Source organism: Thermoanaerobacterium sp. CMT5567-10, assembly GCF_030534315.2.
GTDB lineage: Bacteria > Bacillota > Thermoanaerobacteria > Thermoanaerobacterales > Thermoanaerobacteraceae > Thermoanaerobacterium.
The window spans coordinates 601746-618899 of the sequence record NZ_CP130558.2 but is presented as its reverse complement, the minus strand read 5'-3'; the positions used below and the strand labels follow the sequence as shown (position 1 = coordinate 618899).

The window sequence follows — 17154 nt, the reverse complement described above, 5'->3', positions numbered from 1 at the left end:
TGCTTATGACACTTGAACTATTATTATGTATTTATATTTTATCATGCAAAATTTTTTTATAATATTGAAGGAATTTAAGAATGCAATGTGGAAATATAAAATATAATTTTTGAGAATAATGTGAATATGGTTAACAATGTAATAAATATTATATAAAATATAATGTGATGAAAATATGAGAGGAGCGGAGAAGATTGAGGGAGGTTTTGAAGGAAACCACACAGGGAAAAGGAGCAAAAGAACAGTCATCCATTACTGATAGAGTAGTAGAATTAATTCAGAATTATTTACGCAATAAAGTTCAAGATGAACCAAATTTAGAAGAATTTTTAGATTATTTATCAGATTTTAAACCAGATATAGCTGAGACTGTTACAACAAGGACAGTAGAACAATTGTTCGAAAAAGAGATAAAGAATATTAAAAGGAAAGACAATTTGGAAAAAGGTAATGGTAAAAAGGATAATGTTTCTTTGAATCATCCAGAAGCAGATAAAGATACTAATTCAAAGCTTATTAAACTCTTTGAATTTCTTAAAGCATATCGCTCAAAAATGGAGGAACCTGTTAGAAATATATCAAATTATGAAGAAGTAGTAACTTGGTATAAAGATTTACCTATAGGAGATGGCTGCTTTGTTCTTGGTGATGATCATGATTCCTGGTTAATAGTAAAAAAGCAGGATATACCTAATCCGCCAGACCCGCCTGAAGAGGTCAGAGAATGGCTCGATGGGCGATGGGACGATCCTTTTACAGAACCAAAAGTTAGAGAATCTAAAGTAATTATAGAGAAAGAAATCGATGAAGAGCATAAAGAAAAAGCAGATAAAAATAAAGTAGAAAAATTTGAGGATGATACAGAACGTGTTAATATATGGAACTTATGGCTCAACAAAAAGTGGATTCCTTGGTCTCTAAAAGCGCAACCAAAAGTTAAGATTAAAAAACTATATAATAAATTGTTTTTATTAAGTCAGCGTTTAGAGAGAGAACAAGAGGATTTGGAACTTGTATGGGGACATGGCATGCTCTATTGGAATTTGAATGGCTACCTAATCCGTCATCCTCTTCTTACAACAAGAGTTTTTATTGATTTTGACGATTTGCATGGTGTAATAAAAGTATCTCCAGGGATGTTGCCAACCACATTAGAAGTTAATTTCTTGCAGGGAACAGATCCACAGTATGTCAGGTTGTTTATGAAAATGCAAGAACAGCTTTCACAGGACCCTATAAATCCATGGGATAAAGGGGCATGTACAGAATTTTTTACCCGAATTGTAAATCAATTGAGCTCTGAAGGAAAAGTACTTTTTGATGCAAATGATCTTTCTATTAATACAAATGCGGTCATAACATATGAGCCTGTGATCTTTATAAGAAGAAGAAAAATGGGATATGTTCAAGATATTGAGACTATTTTAGAAGGGCTCAAAAACGGTAATAAGGTACCCGCACCTATAAGGAGCATAGTAGAAATAGATGATACTTTTGATGAGAATAATAGTGAAACAGATTATACATCTAGTGATGAGATATTACTTCCGCTGCCATCGAATAACGAACAGTTTCAGGTAGTAGAAAGATTGGCATCACACGTGGGAGTCACTGTACAGGGACCACCAGGAACAGGTAAAAGTTATACAATAGCAAATCTTATATCTCATCTATTGGCACTTGGAAAAAGAGTCCTTGTAACAGCAAAAGCAGAAAGACCTCTTAAGGTGCTCCGTGAAAAAATTCCTGAGAATATACGACCACTTTGTATTACTTTATTAACTGATGATGCTGGTTCTTTTACCGAGTTAGAACAGGCTGTAATGACGATGACAGAAAATGTTATTTCACTTGATAAGCCTGCTGCTAAAAGTACTATCAAAGAATTAAAGGATAAATTAAGAAAGATTAGGATGGAGATCTCAAATTTAAAACAGCGCATTAAAGAGATTTCAAAAAGAGAGACGATTACTTATTCAATATTTGGAAAAGAATATTCTTTATCAGAACTTGGCAAATGGCTTGCTGAAAATGAAGAGGAGTATGACTATATTCCTGATGAACTGGATAAAGATGCAGAACTTCCTCTTTCTTTGCAAGAGCTAAAAAGGCTATATGAACTGGCAGGTATAATTTTAAACAAAGATAGAGAGATGTTAAATTACAAACTGCCAGATATTGAGAAATTGCCTTATAGCATGAGCATTAGGGAGATAAAAGAGAAAATTAATTATTATAAAGAAAAAATAGATCCTGATTTTTTGAAGTCATACAATATGCCTTCAAATTTGAGCATTGAAAGGATAAATAGTTTACTAAAAGAATGTACTTTTGCATATGAAGAAGCAAAAAAATTTTCAAGCAATCCATGGATGAATTTAATTTTTCAAGATGTGGGTAAAGGCGATTATCTCTATGAAAGTTGGGCAAATTTTTATGAGCGAATGACAAGTCAAATTGAGGAACTAATAAAGCTTAAGCAATACACAAGTAAGTATGAAATAGTATTGCCTTCGGATTGTGTTTTAACTGAATTGAAAAATGATGTAGAAGATATGCAAAATTATCTTGAGAAATCAAAGAAGATAAATTTTATTGCAAAATTGTTTAATCCAAAGTTTAAGAAAATTATAAATAGTTGCCGCCTAAATAATGCTTTTATAACAACTAAAGAGGATACGTCAGTATTACTAGCGGAAATCGAACAACGTATAATAAAAAATAATATATCGAATGAATGGAAGAAGTTTGTTACAGTTTTAGATGGGCCAGAATTGGATACTGCCAATCCAAGATTTGAAGTTTTGTTACATGATTACTTAAAACTTATTAAAGATGTTTTTGATTGGCATCAAAACAAATGGAAACTTTTAAAATCTTGTGTTGAAGAAGTAGGTTTAAGCTTTAAAGACAACAGCCTTGCTTCTATAGAAGTGGTTATAAATCAATTAACAAACATCTTAAATTATTTGTACTACAAAGATTTCAGTGAAAAGTACAATGTTATTGAAAAATATTTAGAAGAAGAGATCGAGTCAAATGCGGATGTTTCTTATTTGTGGAGAGAGTTATTTAAAGCATTAAAAGACGAAGACTGGTCTAAATGGGATTCTATACTTGACAATATTAGAAGGTTAAAAAAAGTTGAAGTGCTAGAAGATGAATTTAAAAAATTAAAAGAAAAACTTGACGGTGTTGCACCTCGATGGGTAGAAAAGATTTTAAAAGATGGTGGCAATGGGACACCGCTAACATTACCTGATAATGTAATGGATGCTTGGAAATGGCGCAAGGCAGAAACGTGGCTTAGAAAATTATTGTCTGATGATGTCGTCAGTTTAACAAAAAAGTTAGAAAGTCTAAAAAATGATGAGAGCAGAATCATTGTTGATTTAGTTACTAATTTAACATGGCTCAACTTGTCAATAAATGTTACGGAAGAGCAACGCAGAAGCCTTATAGCATGGCAACAGCAAATGAAGAGAATAGGAAAGGGTACAGGAAAATATGCTTTACGCCGTAAACAAATTGCTCAAGCAGAAATGCAAAAGGCGAGGAATGCCGTCCCTGTATGGATTATGCCTATTAATAAAGTGATAGAGAATTTTTTACCGTGGGATAAACCATTTGACGTTGTTATAGTTGATGAAAGCAGCCAAGTAGATATTTTTGGAATATTGGCTATGTTTAGAGCTAAAAAGGCGTTGATTGTTGGAGACGATAAACAGATAAGTCCGCAAGGAGTCGGCATTAACCTAGGTGAAATACATGATCTCATGGATGGATATCTAGATGGAGTGCCTCATAAAGAGCTTTATGAGCCTCAATACAGTCTATACGATTTAGCTAAACAGATATTCCCAGGAACTATCATGCTGAAAGAACATTTTAGGTGTTTACCAGAGATAATTCAGTTTAGCAATGATCTCATGTACCAAGGTGAAATATTGCCACTTAGAGAAAGAGAGGCAAAGTTAGGTGAAGATTGGCAACCAATAGTTCCTATAAAAGTGGATAATGGATATAGAATACCGGGAACCAAGATAAATGAGCCAGAAGCTGAAATGTTGGTCGAAAAAATTTTGGCATGTTGCAATGATCCAAGATACAAGGATATGTCGATGGGAGTAATATCGCTTTTGGGAAAAGAGCAAGCGGAATTTATAGAAACAAAGCTTTTAGATAGCCTAGGGCCGGAAGAGATGCGAAAAAGAAAGATACGCTGTGGTGATGCTTATTATTTCCAAGGCGATGAAAGGGATATAATGTTTTTATCATTGGTAGAAGCTAAAGGGGAGCATAGATTAGCTGTTTTAAATAAAGAGGATGACCGGCGCCGCTTCAATGTTGCAGTAAGTAGGGCTAGAAGTCAATTGTTTTTATTTTATTCTATTGATCCTGACGAATTCCATCCAGAAGATGTAAGATCACGCTTAATAAGGTATTGTATGAATCCGCACAGATTTGTGGAGCAATATGAAAAACTGGAGGATGCATGTGAGTCAGAATTTGAACGCAAGGTATTGAAAGACCTTATTAGCTTAGGATATTCTGTTAAACCGCAGTATAGAGTAGGTTATAAACGTATAGATTTTGTTGTGTTTGGAATGAATGAAAAACTTGCAATAGAGTGCGATGGTGACGCATATCATGGTCCAGAAAGATGGGAGGATGATTGGAACAGACAACTTATTTTGGAGCGCTTAGGATGGAAATTCTTCAGAATCCGTGGCAGCCAATATTTTAGAGATAGAGAAGGTACTATAAAGCAGTTAGTAGAGACATTAAATGAAATGGATATAAAGCCACTCCTATAACACAATGATACAAGAGGACGGTTCTGTTGTGCTATAATACCTTTGGCAAATATAACAGATGAAGAAAGAGTACATGCAGGAGAGTTTTTAAGGCTTTTGAAAGAGTAAAACAGGATTATTCCTGTTTTTTTTATTCGATTGGGCTTTAGCCTGTTGAGCTCGCAAAGCGAGCGAAACAAAAAACCACCCGCTATGCGGGTGCGCGACAGAAGTTATACAAAAAATCACCTTTCCGTTATAATAGAGTTGTTCAAGCTACTATATATAACAAAAGGAAAGGTGATTTAATGGCTAATAAACGAGATGAAATGGCACGCACAAAATGGATGTGCAAATACCACATTGTGTTCACTCCTAAGTATAGACGAAAAATAATATATAATCAATACAAAGAAAGTATAAGGGATATATTAAAAGAACTATGTAAATACAAAGGAGTGGAAATAATAGAAGGACATCTAATGCCGGATCATGTACACATGTTAGTGAGTATACCACCAAAAATTAGTGTATCTAGTTTTATGGGATACTTAAAAGGGAAGAGTGCATTGATGATATTTGACAGGCATGCAAATCTAAAGTATAAATTTGGCAATAGACATTTTTGGGCGGAAGGATATTATGTAAGCACTGTAGGACTAAATGAGGCAACAATAAAGAAATACATTCAGGAACAAGAAAAGCGAGATATTATGTTGGACAAATTAAGTGTAAAAGAATATGAGGACCCCTTTAAGGGGTAGCCCGTAGTACATTTGTCCCTTTAGGGACGAGCAAAAGTGACAAATGCATGGTGGCTTGAACAAAGTGAAAGCCAGCGCCTTTAGACGCTGGCTAGTAATAGAGGCTTATAGCCTCAGAGCAAACCACCCGTTTTACGGGTGGTTATGATTGTAAATAATTGACGAAATATTATTGATGTTTAAATAAAAACGTATATCACTATGCAGTAAATGTAGTAATTCCTGATAAATAAAATTATTTATTCCAAAGGGCAATCCATTTTGTATTATCGCTTCAAATTTCTCAACTTGCTTATTGTTGATACCTTCTCAGAAATATAAAAAACATTAAAAAGAATAAAAAATTAAAAAAAGATATGAAACCCGCTAAATTTTGTAATGTATAAAAGTAATTAGAACAAAAACTAAAAAACTACAAGGGAGTATCACTATGACTATTATACCATAACAATGAAGTGAAGTTGAAAAACATATACCAGATGAAGAACTTATGTAGTAACTCGAAAAAGAGAAAATAAAAAGGTAGAGATTGTCCGATTAGAGTTATGTGAAACTCAATACTTGCCGGTATTGTTTATCAATATAACTCCATTGAAAGTTTAAGATGGGAATTACCAAGAAATGGACAACTAAGATTTATGTGTGGATTTAATAGCCAAAAAGACGTTCCCAGAGCAAATAATATTCAAGATTTTTCAAAAAGTTTTTGAAAAAGAAAATTTAGTTAATGGAATATTTAGTAAATTAGTAAATAAACTTGAAGAAATATTACCAGGCTTCAGTAAAAATCTTGTAACTGATGGAAATGCAATCTTCCTTTTCAAAGCACGAAAATAAAAACAGGAAGAAAGATGGTCGTAGAGACACGGATGTAAATAAAATTTTGTATTGACATTCACAAAGGTATTTAAAATTCTTTGTAGAAATAATTTATAAAAGGATTTTGCTTATGATGTATAATAGAACTATATGAGAAGGTAGAAGATGGCGCAAGAGGTGCAGCCATAGCAGCATTTAACATAAACCCTATACAAAAGTATAGTGGAAATTTAAAAAAATTTATAGTAATATTAAAAATTAAGAGAAAATGATAATGGAGGTTCATGATGAAAAGTGTTTTATCTCTTAAAAATGTAAAAAAATATTATGGCAAAGTTAAGGCTGTAGACGGTATATCCTTTGAAATATACCCCGGAGAAGTTGTAGGGTTGATAGGCCCAAATGGCGCTGGCAAAAGCACGACATTGAAGACTATAATGGGGCTCTTAAAAAAAACTGAAGGGGATATAAATGTTTGCGGATATGACAATAGAGACCCGCAGGCTAAAAGAAAACTTGCATACATACCTGAAACGCCAGACATATATCCTTTGCTTACGGTGTGGGAACACCTTAAATTTATAGGGCTTGCATATAATATTGATAATTGGGAAAATGATGCATTGAAGTATCTTGAGGCATATGACCTTCTTGATAAAAAGGATGAACTTGGCGGCAGTTTATCAAAAGGGATGAGGCAAAAGGTTATGGTCATATGCGGCCTTTTACATAGGCCAGAAGTCATGTTGTTTGACGAACCTTTTGTAGGACTTGACCCTAAAGCTATAAGAGAACTTAAGGATACTATTGTTGAACTAAAAAAAGAAGGAAAGGCTGTCCTTTTAAGTACACATATGTTAGATTCTGTACAAAATCTTGGCGATAGAGTGCTTATTTTAAAAACGGGAAAGCTTATCTACGAAGGCATTCTTGATGAATTGATGGAAAAAGCCGGCCCTGGCGGTACACTTGAAGATGTGTTTTTGGAGGTTACAAAATGAGCGATATAAAAGCACTGTTTGTACTTGATATGTTAAAATTAAAAAACTTTATAAAAGATATAATAAAAAAGCCTACAAAAATTTTTATATATTTACTGCAGTTTGTGTGGTTTTTATTTATACTTATACCTGTTTTTGCAAACAGTGGTAAAACATTTAGTGAAATAAGTTCGATAAAATTTTCGTATCTAAATAGCGGTATAATCGCTTTTATGCTTTTGACTGTGCTTTTAACATTATATAGTTCATTAAAGCAACCGGGTATCATTTTGGGAGAAGGTGACAATGCATTACTTTTGTCATCACCCATAAAAGAGAGGGTCATATTTCTTTGGTATATAATAAGAGCAAGCTTTAAGAATTTATTCTATGCGCTTTTATTTAGTCTTTTTATTCCCTTTTTAAGTGTTTCTATGGAAGTCAATAAACATTCAAATAATTTAATTTTTGGATATATAGGAATATTTACATATTATCTTACATTAACACCGATAGGCTTTTTGGCATACTCAATTTCAATGAAGTTTAATGCAAAGAAAAAGATAAAATATTTTTTAAATGGGTTAGTTGCTTTAATTGCTGGATTTGGCATGTACTTTATGTATAAAGAGGAATCGATATTTGGTTTATTTAATTATTTTAATTCAAATACATGGAATTATGTTCCGATTATAGGACCTTCGAAGCAGTTAATACTCTCTTATTTTACTGGAGTTACCCAATATAATATTGAATTTATAGTTATACAAATAGTTGCAATAGCTGTTATTACTTTAATTTCGGTGTATTTTGCAACAGATTATTATGAAGAAGCGATATTCTATACAGAGAAGTTTATATCGATAAAAACTAAGGCTAAAATAGAAGATTATCACGCGGATTATACGGAAAAACAGCTTGTAAAGAAAAAGAAAAAAATTGACGTGAATTTTGCACCAAAAGGTCCGTGGGCTTACATATGGCTTAAAATGGTAGAAAACAAGAGAGAAATGGGATCTATTTATTTTAATTATTATAATCTTGCAATTTTAGTTGTATCAATTGCTCTTGGATATTTCCTTCCCAAAAATGATCCGATGAAAATATTTGCATTAGCTTTTATTTATGCATACATTGGCTGGCTGACAAGCTTTATATCCACAATAAGTAGAGAATTAAATAAAATGTACATTTACATAATTCCGGGAGAGGGAATAGAGAAATTGATAGCTGTAAATGCTGTACCTATATTAAAGTCATTTATAACAGCATTGCTTCTTATAGCACCTGCTTCAATACTTATAAAATGTGGTATATTAAATGCTTTAACAGCAATACTCTTTATATTAGGTTTTACAACTTTAGCTAATTTTTCGAGTTCGTTTTTAAATACGCTTTTACCTTCAAAAGCTGATTTAAAAGCGGTATTGCCACTTTTCAAATTATTTGCTTTTGTTATTGTTCTTGTACCTGTAGGTGCTATATCTGTTCCATTAGGCATTGTAACTAAGAGTATGACGATAGGAGTTTTATCAGCAGACATTGCAATGTTTTTGATGTCGGGAATATTTCTGCTATTTGCAAATTTTACTTTTGAACGTTTGGAGTTAAAGTGAGGACTATAATAATTATGAGAGTTTTAACAAATAATCTCAATAGGTATATCCAATTTCCAGAGACCAAAATCTGAAATAATTTGTGACGCTTGCAAAACTTGAACAAAGTGAAAAAGGAACAAAGACGATAGAAGCCAGAAACGGTACAAGCAGAATTAAGATTGTAGGCAACGGGTCGACAATTTTTGAAACAAGAATAGTAAACTATAACTAAACAAAAAGCACTGTATAGATTGTACAGTAGCTTATTTTTTTACAAATAAAAGACTTTGCAAATAATACTAATTTTTTCAAAAACATAGAAGGAATATGAAATATTTTGTAGAAATAATAAATTGTATTGTAACGTGTGTGAGTATTTAATGAGGTGAGTTTTTGTGGAAGAATTACAAATATATAATGAAATACTTTCTTCATATAAAAGATGTATGGAGATAGGCCTTATAAGCTCAATACCGTCTCCTGTTATAACTTTAAAAGAAGAAGATTTACAAATCAGATTAAATAAAAACATAGGACTTATCAATGTATTTCACAATTGTGTTGATAATATTTTAAATCTGACTAAAGGAGAATACATATTTTTATTAACTGATGACGATGGTTATCTTCTAAATATAAGATGTAATAAGAAAACACGTAGTTGCATAGATAAATCGGGTTTTAGAATAGGTACGTCTTTTAAAGAAGAAGCCGTAGGGACAAATGCCATATCAATGGCGATGCAATTAAAAAGATTAGTATATTTAGAACCTCAGCAACATTACTGTGACATTTTGAAAAAGTGGTATTGTATTGCAGCGCCTATCATTATAGATGAAAAGATAATAGGATATCTTGATGTATCGACGATAGAATATGGCATGGCAGATGAAATGACTATAGTTTTAGAATTGCTTGCAGATAAAATTGCCGATGAATATAAAACCAATATAAAAGAGCAATAACTAAATAACTGCAATATAAATTTAACTGATAATCAGATAGAGATATTGCTAATGCTTGCAAAGGGTTATAAAGAATTGGCCATATCGATAGAGCTTGGAATTAAACCAGTTACTGTAAAATATCATAAGAGGAAAATAATTGAGAAGCTATGTGTAAAAAGCATTCAGGAAGCAGTTACAAAAGCGGTTAAATTAAATTTAATAGATATAGATTAAATTTTAAGACTATACTTTTGTATAGTTTTTTTGCTTTTTATGTAAAAACTATACAAAGATATAGTAGACATTGGAAATATATCAATATAAAATAAAAATGTATAAAGGCATGATTAAATAAATAGAAAAAATAAAAAGATTTTGGATAAATCCATTAAAAATATTTGTGGTTCTAATACTAAGAAAGTGGATTTGCAATGGATATATACTCTGATTTTAATAGTCATGGGAATATTTTAGTAGGTCCGCATGAACTTGCTTTTGATATAACAAATAACTGCAATTTACGATGTTTACATTGCTATAACGCAAGTGGTGAAAATAATGTTATCAATAATGAATCTAAAGAAATGAAAATCTAAATTTTACTTTATAAAATGTTTATCTTGACAATGTCGGTATATAAATATGTGGGAGGGATTAATTATAATTAACGCAATGTATCTGTCAGCTCCATTACAATTTGTTATTAATATAACTAACAAATGTAATTTAAGATGTCTTCATTGTTTCAATAATAGTGGTAATGATGACGATATAACAGAAAAAGAGTTATATAAACTTATAATGAATATATCTCAACTAAAACCTTATAATGTATGTTTTTCTGGAGGTGAACCACTTTTAAAAAAAACCGAATTAATAAATTGTACAAGAATATTAAAGCAAAATAATGTAAGGGTAAGTTTGGCGAGTAACGGGATGCTTCTAAATAAAGAAGTGATTTATGAACTTGCAATATCAGGCGTTAGAGAAATTAGTATAAGTTTAGATGGACCAAATAAATATGTACATAATTATTTAAGAGGGGATAATTTTGCGTTTACTGAAACATTTAAAAATTTAATGTTACTTAATAATCTTAAAATAATTGATTTTGAACCTACAATAACCATTAATAAAGTTAATATAATAAATTTTGAAGAATTTGTAATATTAATGATAAAAAATAATTTTAAAAAAATTGGTATAAGAGTTATATTACCATTAGGAAGAGCTTTAAATAATAAAGATGTTCTAATGTTAAATTATGAAGATATAAGATATATAAGTAAAATAGTAAACAAGTATAAAAATGATATACAAATTATATTTAATGATTCAATTAATCATTTATTATATTATAGAAAAGGAGAGAGTATAATGCGTGAATATTTGAATAAAAAGGTTAAAGTCATTGTTGATAGGCCGTTATGCTCAAAACACCCAGAGCATGAAATATATTATCTCCTAAATTACGGATATATACCTAACACAATCTCTGAAGATGGTGAAGAAGTTGATGCTTATATTATAGGAGAGTTTCAGCCTCTAGAAGAATTTGAGGGTGTTGTAATAGCAATAATTCATAGAAAAAATGATATTGAAGATAAATTGGTAGTATCAAAGCATCCACACAAATACAGCAAAGAACAAATACAAGCGCTGGTGGAGTTCCAAGAACGATTTTTTGATTCAGAGATTATAATGAGTTGATATACATTATTGAAGTAGTGCTTGCATAAACAGGTTATATGCTTTAGAAGGTGCCATTCGGAATATAAGATGGCATTACTTATCACAGGATATTAAGGATGAATTAAAAGCATTTTATTTATCGTTAAATGTCAAGCAATAAATATTGGAAGTTTTTTAAGATTTATTGATTACAAATGATGATATGGGATTAAGTAATTCTACAATTCAGTTTATTAGAAGGGATAGATAATTTTGCTTTTTAGCAGTGAACAGGTTAATAGAGGCAAGAAAATTGTAAATACTGGTACAATTATTTTAATTCTTCTTTTACTCGCAGATTTTACTTTAAGTTTAGTATCTAACGGTACTAAAGGATTAACAGGAAAAATCTTTATTAGCGGAATGATTTTATTTAACATATTTTTGTATTACAAGGGCAATAGAATAGCGTTTAAAGTAACTATGTTTTTGCTGTCAGGAGTTTATATTTTTATCTTTGGTTTACTGCCTGTTCATTTGGTCTTGGGACTGCTGCGTATGCTAAATATTTTAGATGCTTATGGCGGTGCTTTATATTTAGTTGTCCCAGTCATAATTATTACAGCAGTAAGCATTTTGGTATTTAAAACAGGATTTTATGAGGATGTTTTGGCTTTTAAAAACTACTACGATAAGATATATAAAACAAGAAAATAAAATAGAAAATGGGGAATGATGCCATGCCAAATATCAAGGGAAAAGCAATCCGAATTATATTATTTTTTATTTTAGGAATCTTTTCTGGATTCCTGGCAAAATATGTTGATACTATACCTTCTAATGGTGCAGTTGGCAGTTTAATTAACATAATTAGCAATATAAGTTCAAGAATTGGAATATGGGTTTTTATTGCTGCTATTATTGCTGCATGGAGCAGAACACCTAAAGTGGGAGCAATTCATGTTTTTACCTTTTTTGTGGGAATGCTGCTGGCTTATTACATATATTCAATGAAGTTATTTAACTTCTTTCCCGTATATTATTTTGTCCGTTGGGGATTAATTGCCTTTGCATCCCCGCTGGCTGCCTATGTTGTCTGGTTTAGCAGGGGGAGTGGATGGCTTGCAGCACTGTGTGCTGCTCTTCCTATTGGGATGCTGGTTTCAGAAGGGTATAACTTTCTTTATACATTTTCCCCAGTTTCAGGATTTTATTTGATTGCTGCTATCATACTGTTTTGCACTTTACCGAAAAACAAATATCAATATTTAAAGGTATTGATATTTACAATATTAACATCAGTATTACTCAGTAAATTTGATGTGTTGTCATATATAATTGGTGGATTATAAAAGAAATATGCAATGTATAAAAATTAATAAGACTAAAGGAGGCTTAAAGGAATAAATATTATGATGAAGAAAGTTTGCTTGCAAGACTGGATACTTAAAATAGATGTTGAAAAAACAAAAGAATATTATGATAGCATAACAGTTGAAGAAGGCTGTAACTGTGATTACTGTAGAAATTATATAAAGAATTGTAAAACATTTTCGCAAGAAGTGCTGGACTTTTATACAATGTTAGGGATTAACCCTCAAAAAGAAGGGGAATTTATGGAGTTTGAAACTGATACAGGTAAGCATTTATATATGGGTTTTTATCATTTGGTGGGGGAAATAGTTAAAAGACCTGATGCTGGAACTAGGAAGTGGGATGATTTAAATATTATCAAAATTGATAATGTGAAGTTTACATTTACTGATAAGTTAAACCTTGTACCAGATAATTTTCCAAAACCAGTTATTCAATTGGAATTTGAAGTTATGCTGCCGTGGCTGCTGGAAGAAAAATGCAGTAAGAAAGATGAAAATATAGAATAGAGAAGGAAGGTATAAGGTTGAAATTAAAAGTACAAATTGCAATAAGAATAAAATGGCATAGCAAACAAGCCATCTTTTGATGACTTTTTAAAAATTAAATATCGAAGTAAGTGTTAATGCTAAATAGCTGGCTTTATTTTATAGCCTTGAAGTTGAGCTAATAGTATAGCTTGCTCAACCGTAATCTCGCGTTTTGCGGGAAAAGCATCAGATTTTTTATATAATTCAGCATTATATGGTTCTTTCTTCTTCAACATGTTGTATAATGCTGTAAGAAGCATTCTTGCAATAGCAATGATTGCTTTCTTGTGGCCGCGACGCTTTTTGATGCGCAAATAGCGGTTACGAATTTCAGGATGTTTCTCGCTTTTAACTACAGAGTTAGCACACTGCACAAGAAGCGGCTTAATGTAACATCCTGCTTTGGAAACCCGGACAGATTTTTTCTTGCCTGCACTCTCATTGTTAGTTGGAGTGAGTCCAGCCCATGAGCATAAGTGTTTCGCTGAAGGAAAAGCCTCCATATTTACGCCGATTTCAGATATTACAGTAATAGCCGAGAAAATATTTTTAAACGATGGAGCGGTTAGAATTATGTCTAGTTCTTGTTGATAAGGCGCAGCGAGCGCAAGAATTAGTTTTTCTAACTCTGCTTTCCGGGATTCCAAATCTTCAAAATGTCCTTTGATGATCTTTAATTTTCCAGCTTGTTCAGGTGTAATATAACCATCAACAGCGAGTTCCAGCTCAGGGAGTTTTTTTAGCATAGAACCATGAATTAAAGATCCAATATCAAAGGAAGTATCAAGAGGATTTTCTAGAAGCTTATCAATTATCTTTTGAGAACTTTTACCGAAAGTATCTGAAACAATGTTTCCTAACTGTATGTTAGAAACCGTGAGACAATTTTGGAGTCTGTTCTTTTCGCTAGACATAAAGCAAATAAGCTTAAAGCGATAGCGCATTAAGTCACGAAGTTGTCTAATATCAGCGGGAGGTATAAAGCTAGCGGCAACAAGATCATGCTTAAACAGGTCAGCAATCCATTTTGCATCTTTCTTGTCAGTTTTTTTACCACGAATAGCCTTAACATATTTAGGATGTGCAAGTATGATGTTGCAGGAGCTTTCTAATATATTAAACACAGGAATCCAGTATTTCCCGGTAGATTCCATGCAAACATCCTTGCAGTTATTGTCCAAAAGCCATTGTAACAGCTCTCTTAAACCCTTCGTGTAGGTAGAAAAGCGATGGCTTTTATAGGTGGTAATTCCATTAGAATTAGTGGAAGCAATACATGCAACCACAAAGGTTTTGTGTACATCAATTCCACAACAGATTTTATACACGATTTTTAAAGCCATAGGGAACTCCTTTCTAAACCGATAGGTTCTAAAAATTAAAGGGATAGACAGCATTGACTGATTGTCTAGCATTAAACGAGAATGTTTAAACAAAGATAAGGTTACGTGCTCAGTAGCACACTTATTTGTGCTTGGAAAGACAATCTACACATATAAAAATGCGGTCACTACGTAAGTGTAGCAAACCACTCACCTCCCCGTGATTTGTAGTTTACTGGTATCCCTATGACATAATTATAGAACAAAATTAGCTCGAAGTGGCACATTTCATTACGTTTTGTGCCTTGAGCGAAGCGAAAGGAATGATTATAAAAATGAAACTATTAAAATCAATAACGAAAGATGAATTTAATGGAATAAGAAAAATACCTGTAAATCATGAAGAAATAGAAGGCTGTTTTAAGAAATATACTCATGGATTTTTAGATGTGTATGACCACTGTTTAACTTCTGAAGAAGCAGATAAATTAATGAATTCCTTTGAAGAACATAATCTTAAATACGAAGATAGATTTGTAGAATTTATGCAAGCAGTTTATAAAATGAATAAAAGTCAGCCAGTTGTTGTAGAACTTAACCTAAATGAATTAAGCAGCGTTGAGGTGCTAAATATTTTATTCTGTCTGGACTATAAAGATAAATTACTTTTTATTGACCAGATTAGATATTTAAACGGTGATTCACATATGTTTTTAGTGGAAGATGAAGAAATCATAACTTTATTAACCAAATTATCAACGAGGGAATTAATCTTTGCTATATTTCATTTCATACAAGTTCCTGTGTGTATCTGTGGCAATTTTGATTTATCTTTTCCAATGTTCTTTGTGGACAGTGATGGGTTAAATATTTATAGAGATATGGCAAGGGAATGCAGGCTTCATATAAGAGATATAAAAGTTATGGAGGATAAGTATGAGATGGAGTAAATTAAAGAAACAATTAGAGGATTTTATTTGTCCTTGCTTAAGAGGCAGGGTAGAATTTTGGGTAACAAATTATAGAAAGGCTCATGACCAGATGGGCAGGGCATATATAACGGTAGATGGGAAAGAAGTTATAAATATGTGTACTATCAAGAAGGAAATTGCCGTATTAAATGCAGAAAAAGAATTAAAGAACAATAATGAAGATATTTTTAAACAAGATGATTTTAAACAAAACAGGATATATGAGTTGTTAAGAAGGGAAGACTTTCCTGAAAAGATATTATCAGAAGTAGCCAGAAATAGAAGTATCAATGATATGGTACATAAAGAAGTAGAAAGACAAGATATCTTCGCACAATACGACTTCTTTGAGGCTGTAGAAAAATTCTTGAATTCTCCTATTGAAGAGTCATTGGAATCGGATAATGCAATTATCAATGTATTGGCACTAATTGATAGAAGAGTAGGAAAAAGAACTCTTAGTACCATTAAAAATTCCATTGAAAATAAAAGTAAACTTGTGCGTTATTTCTATCAATTAAGATGTGAAGCAGAAGAGAAAGTGTTTTGGGATAACGGGGGTGCTGATATTAGAAATGTTAGAGAATAACCAATTTATAAGGCAAATAGAACTTGACAGAAAAAGGGTGGAATCTTTTGAAAAATATCCATTCTCTCTGCCAGTTATTCGGGGATTATCAATTCTTGACCTGCACCCTAAAGTGACATTTATTGTGGGAGAGAATGGAACAGGAAAGTCAACCATTTTAGAGGCTATCGCTGTAGCCTGCGGGTTTAATCCTGAAGGTGGGAGCAGGAATTTCCACTTTTCATCAAGAGCGTCTCATTCTGAATTATATAATTATATCAGGATAATTAAAGGAATCAGAAGACCTAAAGACGGGTTTTTTCTGCGTGCAGAAAGTTTTTACAACCTTGCAACCGCAATTGAAGAACTGGATAAAAGCGGGAGAGGTGCAAGAATTATTGACTCGTATGGTGGACATTCACTTCATGAGCAGTCCCACGGAGAATCCTTTTTTGCCGTATTTATGAACAGGTTTAGGGGAAACTGGCTTTACATATTAGATGAGCCTGAGGCAGCATTGTCACCTACAAGGCAAATGTCGATGATTAGCAGGATTCATCAGTTGGTTAGGAAGGACTCCCAGTTTATAATAGCAACACATTCCCCTGTTTTAATGGCATATCCAGATGCAATTATATATGAAATAAAAGAAGGTATTAAAGTGGTCAAATATGAAGAAACGGAACATTACCAGATAATGAGAAGTTTCTTAAACAATACGCAGAAGATGTTAAACATACTTATGAAATAGTGCTATCAAAGAAACAGGTAATTTGCTTTTTAGTGGTGAACAGGTTAACGGGGGAAATGAAAA

General features: G+C 32.1%; 17 protein-coding genes and 2 pseudogenes. 18 read left to right on the top strand and 1 reads right to left on the bottom strand.

The window, feature by feature from the left end; all coding sequences use genetic code 11:
- The first annotated feature begins 194 nt into the window (after positions 1-194).
- The 15 genes and pseudogenes from Q2T46_RS03300 (at position 195) to Q2T46_RS03245 (ending at position 13458) form a co-directional block, all read left to right on the top strand.
- Positions 195-4817 (top strand): AAA domain-containing protein, encoded by a 4623-nt coding sequence (locus Q2T46_RS03300; protein WP_311062326.1) that lies wholly within the window; start codon positions 195-197, stop codon positions 4815-4817.
- 287 nt (positions 4818-5104) lie between these two features.
- Positions 5105-5560: an IS200/IS605 family transposase gene (gene tnpA / locus Q2T46_RS03295; protein ID WP_303264274.1), complete on the top strand. Its 456-nt coding sequence runs from the start codon at positions 5105-5107 to the stop codon at positions 5558-5560.
- Positions 5561-6117: 557 nt separating this feature from the next.
- On the top strand, positions 6118-6270 hold the full coding sequence (locus tag Q2T46_RS15500) for a transposase (protein WP_399388526.1): 153 nt from the start codon (positions 6118-6120) through the stop codon (positions 6268-6270).
- Positions 6203-6397, top strand: a complete 195-nt coding sequence (locus tag Q2T46_RS03290; protein WP_303264275.1) for a hypothetical protein — start codon at positions 6203-6205, stop codon at positions 6395-6397. Before Q2T46_RS15500 ends, Q2T46_RS03290 begins: the two co-directional genes overlap by 68 nt.
- Positions 6398-6666: 269 nt before the next feature.
- Positions 6667-7380, top strand: a complete 714-nt coding sequence (locus Q2T46_RS03285; protein ID WP_303264276.1) for an ABC transporter ATP-binding protein — start codon at positions 6667-6669, stop codon at positions 7378-7380.
- Complete coding sequence (locus Q2T46_RS03280) at positions 7377-8975, top strand: putative ABC exporter domain-containing protein (protein ID WP_303264277.1); 1599 nt, start codon at positions 7377-7379, stop codon at positions 8973-8975. The genes Q2T46_RS03285 and Q2T46_RS03280 overlap by 4 nt, the downstream gene beginning before the upstream one ends.
- Positions 8976-9057: 82 nt before the next feature.
- Positions 9058-9189, top strand: a complete 132-nt coding sequence (locus tag Q2T46_RS03275) for a hypothetical protein (RefSeq protein ID WP_303264278.1) — start codon at positions 9058-9060, stop codon at positions 9187-9189.
- Positions 9190-9352: 163 nt separating this feature from the next.
- Positions 9353-10138, top strand: a pseudogene (locus tag Q2T46_RS03270) (LuxR C-terminal-related transcriptional regulator).
- Between the two features lie 197 nt (positions 10139-10335).
- Positions 10336-10500: a hypothetical protein gene (locus Q2T46_RS03265; protein WP_303264279.1), complete on the top strand. Its 165-nt coding sequence runs from the start codon at positions 10336-10338 to the stop codon at positions 10498-10500.
- Between the two features lie 46 nt (positions 10501-10546).
- Positions 10547-11002, top strand: a pseudogene (locus Q2T46_RS15495) (radical SAM protein); the annotation flags it as partial.
- Positions 11003-11281: 279 nt separating this feature from the next.
- On the top strand, positions 11282-11614 hold the full coding sequence (locus Q2T46_RS15490; protein ID WP_399388523.1) for an inorganic diphosphatase: 333 nt from the start codon (positions 11282-11284) through the stop codon (positions 11612-11614).
- 25 nt (positions 11615-11639) lie between these two features.
- On the top strand, positions 11640-11756 hold the full coding sequence (locus Q2T46_RS15485; protein WP_399388519.1) for a TfoX/Sxy family DNA transformation protein: 117 nt from the start codon (positions 11640-11642) through the stop codon (positions 11754-11756).
- A 92-nt stretch (positions 11757-11848) separates the two neighbouring features.
- Positions 11849-12292 (top strand): hypothetical protein, encoded by a 444-nt coding sequence (locus Q2T46_RS03255; RefSeq protein WP_303264281.1) that lies wholly within the window; start codon positions 11849-11851, stop codon positions 12290-12292.
- Between the two features lie 23 nt (positions 12293-12315).
- Positions 12316-12927 carry a DUF6518 family protein gene (locus tag Q2T46_RS03250; RefSeq protein ID WP_303264282.1) on the top strand — a complete coding sequence of 204 codons (612 nt, stop codon included), beginning with the start codon at positions 12316-12318 and terminating at the stop codon, positions 12925-12927.
- 60 nt (positions 12928-12987) lie between these two features.
- Positions 12988-13458 carry a hypothetical protein gene (locus tag Q2T46_RS03245; RefSeq protein WP_303264283.1) on the top strand — a complete coding sequence of 157 codons (471 nt, stop codon included), beginning with the start codon at positions 12988-12990 and terminating at the stop codon, positions 13456-13458.
- 119 nt (positions 13459-13577) lie between these two features.
- On the opposite strand, the gene Q2T46_RS03240 is transcribed toward Q2T46_RS03245, so the two are convergent.
- The gene (locus tag Q2T46_RS03240; protein ID WP_303264284.1) at positions 13578-14822 is read right to left on the bottom strand and encodes an IS110 family transposase; all 1245 of its coding nucleotides are present in this window, start codon (positions 14820-14822) and stop codon (positions 13578-13580) included.
- Between the two features lie 284 nt (positions 14823-15106).
- On the opposite strand from Q2T46_RS03240, the gene Q2T46_RS03235 reads away from it, so the two are divergent.
- The 3 genes from Q2T46_RS03235 to Q2T46_RS03225 are packed head-to-tail and all read left to right on the top strand — an operon-like array spanning position 15107 to position 17091.
- Positions 15107-15751 carry a hypothetical protein gene (locus Q2T46_RS03235; protein WP_303264285.1) on the top strand — a complete coding sequence of 215 codons (645 nt, stop codon included), beginning with the start codon at positions 15107-15109 and terminating at the stop codon, positions 15749-15751.
- Positions 15738-16361, top strand: a complete 624-nt coding sequence (locus Q2T46_RS03230; protein ID WP_303264286.1) for a hypothetical protein — start codon at positions 15738-15740, stop codon at positions 16359-16361. Before Q2T46_RS03235 ends, Q2T46_RS03230 begins: the two co-directional genes overlap by 14 nt.
- On the top strand, positions 16348-17091 hold the full coding sequence (locus Q2T46_RS03225; protein ID WP_303264287.1) for an AAA family ATPase: 744 nt from the start codon (positions 16348-16350) through the stop codon (positions 17089-17091). The genes Q2T46_RS03230 and Q2T46_RS03225 overlap by 14 nt, the downstream gene beginning before the upstream one ends.
- The last annotated feature ends 63 nt before the right edge of the window (positions 17092-17154 follow it).

What these genes read in the sequence shown, in the direction of transcription:
- Q2T46_RS03250 (WP_303264282.1), top strand. Translation starts at nt 12,316, where the DNA reads ATGCCAAATATCAAGGGAAAAGCAATCCGAATTATATTATTTTTTATT.
- Q2T46_RS03265 (WP_303264279.1), top strand. Translation starts at nt 10,336, where the DNA reads ATGGATATATACTCTGATTTTAATAGTCATGGGAATATTTTAGTAGGT.
- tnpA (WP_303264274.1), top strand. Translation starts at nt 5,105, where the DNA reads ATGGCTAATAAACGAGATGAAATGGCACGCACAAAATGGATGTGCAAA.
- Q2T46_RS03285 (WP_303264276.1), top strand. Translation starts at nt 6,667, where the DNA reads ATGAAAAGTGTTTTATCTCTTAAAAATGTAAAAAAATATTATGGCAAA.
- Q2T46_RS03240 (WP_303264284.1), bottom strand. Translation starts at nt 14,822, where the DNA reads ATGGCTTTAAAAATCGTGTATAAAATCTGTTGTGGAATTGATGTACAC.
- Q2T46_RS03245 (WP_303264283.1), top strand. Translation starts at nt 12,988, where the DNA reads ATGATGAAGAAAGTTTGCTTGCAAGACTGGATACTTAAAATAGATGTT.
- Q2T46_RS15490 (WP_399388523.1), top strand. Translation starts at nt 11,282, where the DNA reads ATGCGTGAATATTTGAATAAAAAGGTTAAAGTCATTGTTGATAGGCCG.
- Q2T46_RS03230 (WP_303264286.1), top strand. Translation starts at nt 15,738, where the DNA reads ATGAGATGGAGTAAATTAAAGAAACAATTAGAGGATTTTATTTGTCCT.
- Q2T46_RS03225 (WP_303264287.1), top strand. Translation starts at nt 16,348, where the DNA reads ATGTTAGAGAATAACCAATTTATAAGGCAAATAGAACTTGACAGAAAA.
- Q2T46_RS03280 (WP_303264277.1), top strand. Translation starts at nt 7,377, where the DNA reads ATGAGCGATATAAAAGCACTGTTTGTACTTGATATGTTAAAATTAAAA.